Origin of the sequence: Marivita sp., from assembly GCF_020055635.1 — a bacterium.
In the GTDB taxonomy this organism is placed as follows: domain Bacteria; phylum Pseudomonadota; class Alphaproteobacteria; order Rhodobacterales; family Rhodobacteraceae; genus Marivita.
Genome location: NZ_JAIPUT010000089.1, coordinates 1 through 11452 on the forward strand (window position 1 = coordinate 1; position 11452 = coordinate 11452).

General features: G+C 62.3%; 10 protein-coding genes. 9 read left to right on the plus strand and 1 reads right to left on the minus strand.

Going from position 1 to position 11452, the window contains the following annotated elements:
- The 4 genes from phnY to LCF60_RS21895 all read left to right on the plus strand — a co-directional run.
- A partial coding sequence (phnY, locus tag LCF60_RS21880) for a phosphonoacetaldehyde dehydrogenase (protein ID WP_292294664.1) occupies positions 1-1404 on the plus strand: 1404 nt, incomplete at its 5' end.
- Complete coding sequence (locus tag LCF60_RS21885; RefSeq protein ID WP_292294665.1) at positions 1401-2744, plus strand: aspartate aminotransferase family protein; 1344 nt, start codon at positions 1401-1403, stop codon at positions 2742-2744. The genes phnY and LCF60_RS21885, both read left to right, overlap by 4 nt.
- Complete coding sequence (locus LCF60_RS21890) at positions 2741-3568, plus strand: DMT family transporter (protein ID WP_292294666.1); 828 nt, start codon at positions 2741-2743, stop codon at positions 3566-3568. Before LCF60_RS21885 ends, LCF60_RS21890 begins: the two co-directional genes overlap by 4 nt.
- Before the next feature lie 14 nt (positions 3569-3582).
- Positions 3583-5247 carry a Na/Pi cotransporter family protein gene (locus LCF60_RS21895; protein ID WP_292294667.1) on the plus strand — a complete coding sequence of 555 codons (1665 nt, stop codon included), beginning with the start codon at positions 3583-3585 and terminating at the stop codon, positions 5245-5247.
- On the opposite strand, the gene LCF60_RS21900 is transcribed toward LCF60_RS21895, so the two are convergent.
- Positions 5239-6108: a MurR/RpiR family transcriptional regulator gene (locus LCF60_RS21900; protein WP_292294668.1), complete on the minus strand. Its 870-nt coding sequence runs from the start codon at positions 6106-6108 to the stop codon at positions 5239-5241. The genes LCF60_RS21895 and LCF60_RS21900 overlap by 9 nt on opposite strands.
- Before the next feature lie 104 nt (positions 6109-6212).
- On the opposite strand from LCF60_RS21900, the gene LCF60_RS21905 reads away from it, so the two are divergent.
- The 5 genes from LCF60_RS21905 to LCF60_RS21925 all read left to right on the plus strand — a co-directional run bounded on the left by LCF60_RS21905 (position 6213) and on the right by LCF60_RS21925 (position 11430).
- Positions 6213-6983 (plus strand): N-formylglutamate amidohydrolase, encoded by a 771-nt coding sequence (locus LCF60_RS21905; protein WP_292294669.1) that lies wholly within the window; start codon positions 6213-6215, stop codon positions 6981-6983.
- The gene (locus tag LCF60_RS21910) at positions 6980-7561 is read left to right on the plus strand and encodes a TRAP transporter small permease subunit (protein ID WP_292294670.1); all 582 of its coding nucleotides are present in this window, start codon (positions 6980-6982) and stop codon (positions 7559-7561) included. The genes LCF60_RS21905 and LCF60_RS21910 overlap by 4 nt, the downstream gene beginning before the upstream one ends.
- Positions 7561-8886, plus strand: coding sequence for a TRAP transporter large permease subunit (locus LCF60_RS21915; protein ID WP_292294671.1), 1326 nt, complete (start codon positions 7561-7563; stop codon positions 8884-8886). The genes LCF60_RS21910 and LCF60_RS21915 overlap by 1 nt, the downstream gene beginning before the upstream one ends.
- A 48-nt stretch (positions 8887-8934) precedes the next feature.
- Positions 8935-9972 carry a TRAP transporter substrate-binding protein gene (locus tag LCF60_RS21920; protein WP_292294672.1) on the plus strand — a complete coding sequence of 346 codons (1038 nt, stop codon included), beginning with the start codon at positions 8935-8937 and terminating at the stop codon, positions 9970-9972.
- Positions 9973-10077: 105 nt separating this feature from the next.
- Complete coding sequence (locus LCF60_RS21925; protein ID WP_292294673.1) at positions 10078-11430, plus strand: glutamine synthetase family protein; 1353 nt, start codon at positions 10078-10080, stop codon at positions 11428-11430.
- The last annotated feature ends 22 nt before the right edge of the window (positions 11431-11452 follow it).

An 11452-nucleotide genomic window follows, 5' to 3' on the forward strand; every position in this document is an offset into this window, starting at 1 on the left:
GAAAAGGTCGACACCAATGCGCGGCTCGAAGTCTGCTATCCCTATACCGACGAGGTGATCGGCACCGTGCCCGTGGGAACAGCAGAACACGCCCGCCGCGCGTTCGAGATCGCGGCGAACTACACCCCCAAGCTCACCCGCTACGAACGCAGCCAGATCCTGCAACGCGCCGGGCAGCTGATCGGCGATCGCCGCGACTACCTTGCCAAGTGGCTGGTGCTGGAGCTGGGCATCTGCCACCAGCACGCGATCTACGAGACCAAGCGCGCTCAGGACGTCTACCAATTTGCCGCCGCCGAGGCGCTCAAGGACGATGGCGAGGTGTTTTCCTGCGACCTGACCCACAACGGCAAGGCGCGCAAGATCTTCACCATGCGCGAACCCGTGCGCGCCATCAGCGCGATCACCCCGTTCAACCACCCGCTCAACATGGTCAGCCACAAGATCGCGCCGTCGATTGCCACCAACAATTGCATGGTGTGCAAACCCACCGAACTGACGCCGCTGACCGCTTTGACGCTGGCCGATATCCTTTACGAGGCCGGCCTTCCGCCAGAAATGTTCCAGGTTGTCACCGGCATGCCCGCAGATATCGGCGACGAAATGATCACCAACGACAACATCGACATCATCACCTTCACCGGGGGTGTGCCCGTGGGCAAGATGATCGCCACCAAGGCGGGCTACAAGCGCACCGCGCTGGAACTGGGCGGGAACGACCCGCTAATCGTCTGCAATGACCTGAGCGATGCCGATCTGGACAAGGCCGCAACCATCGCCGTCGCAGGTGCCACCGGTAATTCCGGCCAGCGCTGCACGGCGATAAAGCGGATTCTCGTGCAGGAAAGCGTCGCCGACAGGTTCGTGCCGCTGGTGGTCGAGAAGGCCAAGAAGATCAGGTTCGGTGATCCTCAGGATCCCGAAACCGAGCTTGGCTGCGTGATACATTCTAAAGCCGCCGAGTTGTTTGAAAAGCGCGTCCTCATGGCCGCTGAACAGGGCGCTACGATCCTCTACCACCCGGAACGCAAAGGCGCGCTGCTGCCGCCCATCGTGGTCGATCACGTGCCGCATGACAGCGAATTGGTGATGGAAGAAACCTTCGGCCCGATCATCCCCATCGTGCGTGTGCCCGACGATGACACAGAAGTCATGCGCATCTCCAACAGCACCGCGTTCGGCCTGTCCTCAGGCGTCTGCACCAACGACCTGAACCGCGCGATCGCCTATATCAACGGGCTCAATGTCGGCACCTGCAACATCTGGGAACAGCCGGGCTACCGCATCGAGATGTCGCCCTTCGGTGGCATCAAGGACAGCGGCAATGGCGTCAAGGAAGGCGTCATCGAAGCGATGAAGTTCTTCACCAACGTCAAGACCTACAGCCTGCCTTGGCCGGGATGAAGCACACCGAGGGCGAGGCCAACACAAGCGCAGCGCGCGCCGATTGGGCGGCGCGCGAAACACATGAAGACACCCGCGATCTGCTGGCTCGCGATGCCGACGCGTTCCTGCACCAGTCGCTGTCCTCGCCTTGCCTGTCGACCATCGCCAAGGCTGAAGGCATCTGGATCGAGGACACTTCCGGCCGCCGTTTCATGGATTTCCACGGCAATTCCGTGCACCATATCGGCTACGGCCACCCGCGCGTCGTGCAAGCGGTCAAGGACCAGATCGACGCGCTGCCCTTTTCACCGCGACGGTACACCAATGATGTCTCGGTCACTTTGGCCGAACGGCTGGGTCAGATCGCGCCCGGTGATCTGAACCGCGTTCTGTTCACCACCGGCGGATCGGACGCCGTCGAAGTCGCCCTCCGCCTTGCGCGCGCCGCGACGGGCCGGTTCAAGACGATCAGCTTCTGGGACGCCTTTCATGGCGCAGGCTTCGGCGCGTCCAGCGTCGGCGGCGAAGCGACCTTCCGCAGCCATATCGCCGGGCCGCTCCTGCCCGGTGCAGAGCATGTCGCGCCTTTTCACTGCTACCATTGCGCCTATGGCCATCCGGGGCCAGAAAACTGCGCCCTCGCCTGCGCCAAAATGGTCGAATTCGCGCTGGCCCGCGAAGGCGATGTCGCCGCCGTGATCGCCGAACCGATGCGCGCGGTACCTGTGGTCCCACCACCAGGATACTGGCAAGCCGTTCAGGCCGCATGCCGCAAACATGGCGCGCTGCTCATCATGGACGAAATCCCGACCGGCCTCGGCAAGACGGGCCGCATGTTCGCCTTTGATCATGACGGGATCGAGCCGGACATCGTGGTTCTGGGCAAGGCGCTTGGGGGTGGCATGCTTCCCATCGCGGGGATCATCGCGCGCGAAAGTCTCAACGTGGCGGGTGATTTCGCCATCGGCCATTACACCCACGAGAAGAACCCGGTCACCGCCCGCGCCGCGCTGACCACGCTCGACATCATCGAAGACGAAGGGCTGGTCGAGCGATCTGCTTCTCTGGGCACCCACGCACAGGACCGTCTGAAAGACGCTCTGCACGACCATCCCCATGTCGGTGACATTCGCGGACGCGGCCTGATGTTCGGGATCGAGATCGTCACCGACCGCGACAGCCGCAGCCCCGACCCCGACCGCGCGGAACGCATTTATTACGCCTGCCTCGACCGGGGCCTCAGCTTCAAGATCAGCGCCGGAAACGTCCTGACCCTGTCGCCGCCGCTGGTGATCCCGAAAGCCGATCTCGACACCGCACTGACCATCGTCATCGACGCGATCAGGGCCGCCGGGTGACGGCAACAGTCCTTGCCATCGTTCTGCTGGCCGCGCTTCTTCATGCGCTGTGGAACGCCTTGGTCAAGGTCTCGGGCGACCGGGCGATCACCCTTGGCCTTGTCGCGCTGGGTCATTGCCTTCCAGCGCTGGCGCTCTTGCCGTTCGTGCCGATGCCGGTTGCCGCGGCGTTTCCGTTCATAATCGCCTCGACCATCATTCACTGGGCCTATTACTACTTCCTGAACATTTCCTACCGGTTCGGCGATCTGTCCCTCATCTATCCCATCGCACGGGGCACCGCGCCGGTCATGGTGGCCCTTGGTGCGACCATCTGGGCCGATGAGCACCTGTCGTTCTGGGCGTGGATCGGCATTCTGACCGTTTCGGCCGGGATCATGATCCTTGCGGCGGTGCGCCATGCGGACAAGCGCGGAATCGGCGCGGCATTGATGAATTCGACCATCATCGCGACCTATTCCGTCGTGGATGGAATCGGCATCCGACTGTCAGGGGCACCGGTCGGCTATGTCGTCTGGCTCTTCGCGGCCGAGGTCCTTGTTGCGGTCTTTGTTCTGGGTTTCGGATTGAACCGCCTGAGAAATATCGGCACAAAGGCCCTTGCGCTCGGGTTGACCGGTGGTGTTATCTCGGGTCTCGCTTACGGCCTTGCGCTTTTTGCAAAAACGCTCGCACCGATCGGCATTGTCTCTGCCGTGAGAGAAACCTCTGTCATCTTCGCGGCGCTGATCGGCGTGGTCTGGCTGCGCGAAGGCCCCGCCCGCCGCCGCCTGATCGCCGCAACCGTTGTCGCCGGTGGCGTCATGATCCTCGCCTTGTCCTAGTTGTCCTGAAACCCATGCAAATCCTGTACTTCCTTCTTCAAATCTCCGGCGCGGTCCTGCTGCTGCTGTTTGCCGTGCGCATGGTGCGCACCGGCATCGAACGGGCTTTGGGGCCACGGTTGCACAGGGCGGTCGGGCAAAAGCGCTCCCCGGTGACGATGATGGCCTCGGGTGTCCTGATGGCGATGATCCTGCAAAGCTCGGCTGCCGTCACCCTTCTGGTGGCGGGCTTTGCCGGCACCGGAGGGATCGGCTTCGTGCCCGGTCTTGCCATGGTTCTGGGCGGCGATCTCGGCTCGGCCATTCTCATCATGCTTCTGTCGTTCCACCTCGAAGCGATGGTGCCGGTGCTGCTGACGCTTGGCGGACTGCTGTTCCTCAAGTCACAGAATCGCAGCTGGCGGCAGGCCGGGCGCATCCTTGTGGGTGTCGCGCTCATCCTGATCTCGCTCCGGCTGCTGCGAGAAGCGGTCGACCCGATCCGGGACAGCGCGGTTTTGCCCGCCCTTGCCCTGTACCTCGAGCGCGATTTCGTCACCGCCTTCCTCACCGGGGCGGTTCTGGCCTTTGTCATGCACAGTTCCGTTGCCACCATCCTGATGACGGTGGCGGTTGTCGGGTTGGGCGCACTGCCGCTGGCCGCCGGCGTGTCCATCGTTCTCGGGGCCAACCTGGGGTCTGCGGTGATCCCGGTCTGGCTCACGCGGCAAGGGGATCCCGCGGTCCGGCGCATCCCGATCGCCAACCTGCTGCTGCGCGGCCTGGCGGCGATGGCAGCCGCGGTCGTGCTGGATGCGGTCGGGGTGCCCGCGCCCTTGTCGTCCCTTGGCGACAGCGCCACGCTGGTCGCTGTCCATATCGCCTTCAACGCGCTTGTTCTGGGCCTGATCCTGTTTGCCAGCCCGATCGAAACCTTGCTCAGACGCAGTCTTCCCGATCCATCCGTGACCCAGGCCCTGTCGCCCTTGCACAGGTCCCATCTCGATCTGGCCACCACAGACACGCCTGTGCGCGCGCTGGCCTCTCTGCGGCGCGAGGTGATCCGGATGGCCGATGTCCTGTCCGAGATGCTGACCCCGGCGATGTCACTCTATTCGCAATATGACCGCGATCAGGCCCGGGCCGTCACGGCCGAGGATCAGGTCCTGAACACCGCGCTTGACAATATCCGGCTGTTTGCGGCCGAACTTCCTCATCACGCGATGAGCAAACCCGAAAAGCGCGAAATGCGTGCGCTCGTGGATTACGCCATCGCCATCGAAGCGGCAGGCGATCTTCTGGTGAAGCGTCTGATTCCGCTGGCCGAGGAAAAAAACGAGAACGGGCTGGTCTTCTCGGACGCCGGCCATGCCGAGCTTTCCGCGATCCACCGCAGGCTTTGCCAGAACCTCGAAACGGCCTCCAGCGTGCTGGTCAGCAACGACCTTGTCGGCGCCCGGCAGTTGCTGGAGGAAAAGGCCGAGATGGCGCGACTTGAACGCAAGACCCGCAAGGAGCATCTCAAACGCCTGAGCGCCGGTGTCGCGGAAAGCTTCGCCTCGAGCGACGTGCATATCGAAACCGCCTACACACTCAAGGAAATCCATTCCTGGATCGTGACCGTGGCTCACCCGATCCTCTTGCGCGAAGGCCAGCTTCTCGACAGCCGGCTTGCCGACGAGGCTGGCGCGTCAGGTTGATTTCCGGAAAATCCGCGTCGACTGGAACATGTCTTCCAGCGCCTCGATCCTTTCACGCGCCGTGTCCGACACTCGGGTCTGCACCTCGGCCACCAGCGCCTCGATCACAAGGTTGATCGCCAACGTCGAGTCCCAGCTCGACGGCACTTCGATCATTGCGTTCACGACATGATCGGCCAGCCGCGAGATCGGGGAACCCCATTGGTCCGTGAACAGGATGATCTCGGCATCCCGCTCCTTTGCCAGTTCCGCCAGCCGCGCCAGGTCGCGCTCGTAGCGGCGGATGTCGAACAGGATCAGCACAGAGGTCCGGTCCATGTCCAGGATGTATTGCGGCCAGACATTCGACGACACGCCGAGCAGCGTCACGGCCGGACGGATGATCTGAAGATGGTTGTAGAAATAATCCGCATTCGACCGCGTGATCCGCCCGCCGGACAGGAACAGCGGCCGTTGCCGGTCGGCCAGCACGCTGGCGATCGCATCCAGCGTTCCCGGCTCCAGACGGTCGATGGTCCGGCTCAGGTTGTCGAAGACCGCTTCGGCAAAAGCCTTGAAGCCGGCAGAAACCGGCATCGCGTCGCCCCATTTCTCGCGCTTGCCGATCGGCGTCTTGAACTGCTCCGACGCCTCGTCCCGCATCGCCGCCTGCAACTCGGGGAACCCTTCGAAACCCAGCTTGCGGGCGAGCCGGATCACCGTCGGCGTCGATACTCCGGCGGCGTCGGCGATCTTGGTGATCGATTGCAGCCCCCCGACCGGATAATCGCGCATCAGAACACCGCTGAGCTGGCGTTCCGCCGGGGTCAGCGTGCCCGCATGATCGTGCAGCCGGTCCTTGACGGTAACGGGGTTTCCCATGGCTCGATGACCTTTGTAGCAATCTCTACATCCTCTCTGAAGTCGGTACAAAAATCAACGGTTTTGTCTTGACAGCGTCCACGCCGTGACACCCTAATGCGCGCGTGACCCAAGCTGCCGAACATACGATTCTGACCGACAGGGAAGGCCCCGCCGCCGAGGTGATCAACCCCCACGGCATGGCCCCGATCTGTCTTGTCTGCGAACATGCCAGCGCGTTCATTCCGGCGTCCCTGACGGACCTGGGCCTTGCGCCCGAACATCGGCACAGCCATGCCGCGCTGGATATCGGCGGGCGAGATCTGGCCCTCGCGCTGTCGCACGCGCTTGATGCACCGCTTGTCGCTGCCCGCATCTCGCGCCTTGTGTATGACTGCAATCGTCCGCCCGACGCGCGCGATGCCATCCCGAGCCGGTCCGAGGTGATCGACGTGCCCGGCAACAGCGACCTGTCCGAAACAGACCGCGCGGCGCGCGTCTCAGAGGTCTACGAGCCCTTCCGCAGCCTGCTCGCCACGACGTTGGACGGGTTCAAGGCGCCACCGGTGATGATGACCCTGCACACCTTCACGCCAACATGGTTCGGTGTCCCGCGCAATGTCGAACTGGGCCTGCTGCACGATGTCGATGACAGCCTTGCCAGCACGATGCTCGACGCGGCCCCTGCCGGTGTCGATGTCCGGCTCAACGCGCCTTACGATGCCACGGACGGCGTCACCCACACGCTGCGCGAACATGCCAATCCGCGCGGGCTTCTGAACGTGATGATCGAGGTGCGCAACGATCTTGTGTCCGACAAGACCGGTGTCGCGCGGTTCGCCGATATCCTCGGCGACATGCTGACCCGGGCGATGGCCCGGCAGGTTTCATCATGACCGCGGCACTCAAGGCCTATGTCGCGGTGATCGACCCGTTCAACCGCATGATCGGGCGGATCGTGATGTACGGCATCTTCGTGATGATGGGCATCCTGCTCTGGTCCTCGATCTCCAAGGTGTTCTTCGTTCCCTCGCTCTGGACGCTTGAAATGGCACAGTTCGCGATGGTCGCCTATTACGTGCTTGGCGGGCCCTATTCGATTCAGATGGGGTCCAATGTGCGGATGGACCTGATCTACGGCGAAATGAACGACCGCCGCAAAGCCGCCATCGACGCGATGACGGTGGTGTTCCTGCTCGTCTACCTGGGCTTCCTGCTCTATGGCGGCATCGCCTCGACCGCCTATTCGCTAGGCTATTTCGGATCGGAACCCATCGGCTTTTTCGCCGGTCTTGCCACCGGCAGCGAAGAACTCGGCTTCCTCGAACGCAGCCCGACATCGTGGCGGCCCTATCTCTGGCCGGTCAAGCTGATCATGGTCATCGGCATTTTCCTGATGCTGCTGCAGGTGCTCTGCGAACTGGCCAAGGACATCCTGCGGCTCAAGGGTCACGACATGGGGGCCAAGGTCTGATGCCGTATGAAATGATTGCGGCACTCATGTTCTCGACCATGATGCTGATGCTGCTGACCGGGCAACGCGTGTTCGGCGCCATCGGCTTTGTAGCAGTCGTTGCCGCGTTCTTCCTCTGGGGTGACCGGGGCGGATACGACCTTGGTTTTTCGGCGGCGATGAAGCTGATGAAATGGTATCCGCTTCTGACGCTGCCGATGTTCATCTTCATGGGCTATGTGCTGTCGGAAAGCCGCATCGCCGACGATCTTTACAAGATGTTCCACGTCTGGATGGGCGGGCTGTCCGGTGGACTGGCCGTGGGCACGATCGGCCTGATGGTCCTGATCTCGGCCATGAACGGGCTCAGCGTGGCCGGCATGGCCATCGGGGCCACCATTGCGCTCCCCGAACTCTTGCGGCGAGGATACGACAAACGCATGGTCACCGGGGTGATCCAGGCGGGGTCGTCGCTTGGCATCCTCGTACCGCCCTCGGTCGTGCTGGTCCTCTACGCGATGATCGCGCGGCAGCCTGTGGGTCAGCTTTGGTTGGCGGGCGTCATTCCCGGCCTGATGATGGCGACCATGTTCGTCCTCTACATCGTCATACGCTGCAAGATGAACCCGTCGCTTGGCCCCGTCCTGCCCGCCGAGGAACGCGACATGCCCCGCGCCGAGAAACTGCGCCTGCTGCGCGCCGGCCTGCTACCGCTGGCGATCTTCTTCATCATGATGGTCCCCTTCGTGAACGGCTGGACCTCGCTGGTCGAAAGCTCGGCCATCGGGGCCATCGCAGCCTTCATGGCCGCGGTCCTCAAGGGCCGCATGACCCGAGAGGTATTCGAGAACTCGGTCCGGCAGACGCTGGGCATCTCCTGCATGTTCATGTGGATCATCCTTGCCGCCCTGGCCTTTGGCGCGGTCTTCGACGGGCTGGGCGCGGTCAAGGCGATCGAAAGCCTGTTCACCGAACAGCTTGGCCTCAATCCCTGGATGATCCTGATCCTGATGCAGCTCAGCTTCATCGTGATGGGCACCTTTCTGGATGACACCGCAATGCTGGTCATCGTCGCGCCCTTGTACGTACCGCTGGTGGGTGCGCTTGGCTTTGATTTGATCTGGTATGGTATCCTTTACACCATCACCACGCAGATCGCCTATATGACACCGCCCTTCGGCTATAACCTCTTTCTGATGCGCGCGATGGCCCCGCCCGAGATCGGTCTGCGCGACATTTACGTGTCGATTCTACCGTTCGTGGCAGTGATGGTGATGGCGCTTGCGATCATCATGATCTTCCCGGAAATCGCCCTTTGGCTGCCGGGATACATTTACGGAAATTAACCAAAAGACCCCGAAAACGGGGCGATAACCCAACCGAGAGGAAATGACATGACCACAAGACGCAAGTTTCTAAAAACCGCCGGGATCGCCGGGGTCGGCAGCCTGGCCGCTCCTGCTGTCGTCAAGGCACAGGACGCGATCACATGGCGCTTCCAGACCTATGCCGGGGCCGCGCTTGGCGAACACGTGACCAAGCCGGTCATCGACTACATCAACGCCAACGCCAACGGCGAACTTCAGGTCGAACTGTTCTATGCCGACCAGATCGTTCCCACCGGAGAACTGTTCCAGGCGCTTCAGCGCGGCACCATCGACGGGGTGCACTCGGACGACGACTCGATGGCATCGCCGACCCCGCTGCGCCAGTTCGGCGGTTACTTCCCCTTCGCCACCAAGCACATCCTCGACGTGCCGGTGCTGTTCAACCAGTACGGTCTGGCCGAGATCTGGGACGAGGAATATGCCAAGGTGGGCGTCAAATGGCTGTCTGCGGCAGGTCAGGATCCGTGCAACTTCAACACCACCAAGGAAATCACCTCGGTGGCGGACCTCGATGGCCTGCGCCTCTACACCTTCCCGACAGCCGGGCGCTTCCTGTCGCAATTCGGTGTCGTGCCCGTGTCGATCCCCTACGAGGACGCAGAAGTCGCTGTGCAGACCGGCGAACTTGACGGCATGGCATGGTCAGGCATCACCGAAGACTACACCGTGGGCTGGGCCGACGTGACCGACTACTTCCTGACCAACAACATCTCGGGTGCGTGGATCGGGTCGTGGTTCGTGAACCAGGAACGCTGGGCCGAACTGCCCGACCACCTCAAGTCCGTGGTCATGGCGGCAACCGAGGCGGGCCACACCTATCGCAACCAGTGGTACTGGGGCGGCGAAGCGGCGCTGCGGGCCAATGGCGACAAGCTTGCCCTGCGGCAAGTGCCTGCCAGCGAATGGGCCGAGGTCGAGAACGCCGCCAAGGAGTTCTGGAACGAGATTGCAGAGGAAGGCGAGGTGCACCAGAAGGTCATCAATATCTTCCGTGAGTACAACAGCGTCATCAACCAGGCTGGCGCGCCCTACACGTTCGAATAAGGCAATGAATGGCGCCCCACCAAATTCCGGGGCGCCATTTTCTTCAAGGAAATTGGCCAAATCCTCTGAAAGATTTGGTCACCCAGACCACCCCGGGAGGCCAAGATGACACTCGACGATCTGCAAGCCAAAGCCGAATGCGGCGAGATCGACACCGTTCTGGTGTGCATGGTCGACATGCAGGGCCGCCTCATGGGCAAGCGTTTCCACGTCTCGAACTTCCTCGAAAGCGCGTGGAAAGAGACGCATTGCTGCAATTACCTGCTGGCGACCGATCTCGAAATGGCGACGCCCGATGGCTACAAGTCCACCAGCTGGGAGGCGGGCTATGGCGATTACGTCATGAAGCCGGACCTGACCACGCTGCGCCCGATGCCGTGGCTGGACGGCACCGCGATGGTGCTGTGTGATCTGATCGACCATCACACCCACGAACCGGTGCCGCAATCGCCGCGCCAGATGCTCAAGAAGCAGGTCGCGCGCCTGTCGGAAATGGGCCTGACGCCGATGATGGCGACCGAGCTCGAGTTCTTTCTCTTCGAACACAGCTATGAGACAATCCGCAAAGGCGGCTTCCGCAACCTGACGCCGATCAGCGGATACAACGAGGATTACAACATCCTCCAGACCACCCGCGAAGAACACGTGATGCGTCCGATCCGCAATCATCTGGTGGCAGCCGGGGTGCCTGTCGAAAACTCCAAGGGCGAAGCCGAGACCGGTCAGGAAGAACTGAACATCCGCTACGCTGATGCACTGGCCTGTGCCGACAACCACACGATCGCCAAACACGCGGTCAAGGAAATCGCGCAGATGCAGGGCCACGCCGCCAGCTTCCTGCCGAAATGGCGGGCCGACAAGGTGGGCAGTGCCGCGCATGTGCACCAGTCGCTGTTCAAGGGCGACACCAACGTGTTCCACGACCCGGACGCCAGGCTGACCATGTCCGGCACGATGAAATCCTATGTCGCGGGCCTCATCAAATACGCCCCCGACATGACGGTGTTCCTTGCGCCCTACGTCAACAGCTACAAACGCTTCCTGCCCGGCACCTTCGCGCCCACCAAGATCGCATGGTCGGTGGACAACCGCACCGCGGGCTACCGCCTTGTCGGCGACGGCACCAAGGGCGTGCGGATTGAGTGCCGCATCCCCGGCAGCGACATCAACCCCTACCTCGCCTGCGCGGCGCAGCTTGCCGCCGGGATCGCCGGGATGGAAGAAGGCCTGTCGCTGCAAGAGCCCGTGTCGGGTGATGTCTACAACATGAAAGACGTCCCCGAGATTCCCTACACCCTGCGTGACGCCACCAAGTCCCTGCGCAACTCTGAAATGCTGCGCGCGGCCATGGGTGACGACGTGATCGACCACTACACCCGCGCCGCCGAAGTCGAACAGGAAGCGTTCGACGCCGCTGTCACCGACTGGGAACTCCAGCGCGGATTTGAAAGAGCCTGAACCATGACCAAGACCCAAGACC

Bases quoted from the DNA above. Each gene is read 5' to 3' on its own strand.
- LCF60_RS21885 (WP_292294665.1), top strand. From the start codon at position 1,401: ATGAAGCACACCGAGGGCGAGGCCAACACAAGCGCAGCGCGCGCCGAT.
- LCF60_RS21895 (WP_292294667.1), top strand. From the start codon at position 3,583: ATGCAAATCCTGTACTTCCTTCTTCAAATCTCCGGCGCGGTCCTGCTG.
- LCF60_RS21900 (WP_292294668.1), bottom strand. From the start codon at position 6,108: ATGGGAAACCCCGTTACCGTCAAGGACCGGCTGCACGATCATGCGGGC.
- LCF60_RS21910 (WP_292294670.1), top strand. From the start codon at position 6,980: ATGACCGCGGCACTCAAGGCCTATGTCGCGGTGATCGACCCGTTCAAC.
- LCF60_RS21915 (WP_292294671.1), top strand. From the start codon at position 7,561: ATGCCGTATGAAATGATTGCGGCACTCATGTTCTCGACCATGATGCTG.
- LCF60_RS21920 (WP_292294672.1), top strand. From the start codon at position 8,935: ATGACCACAAGACGCAAGTTTCTAAAAACCGCCGGGATCGCCGGGGTC.
- LCF60_RS21925 (WP_292294673.1), top strand. From the start codon at position 10,078: ATGACACTCGACGATCTGCAAGCCAAAGCCGAATGCGGCGAGATCGAC.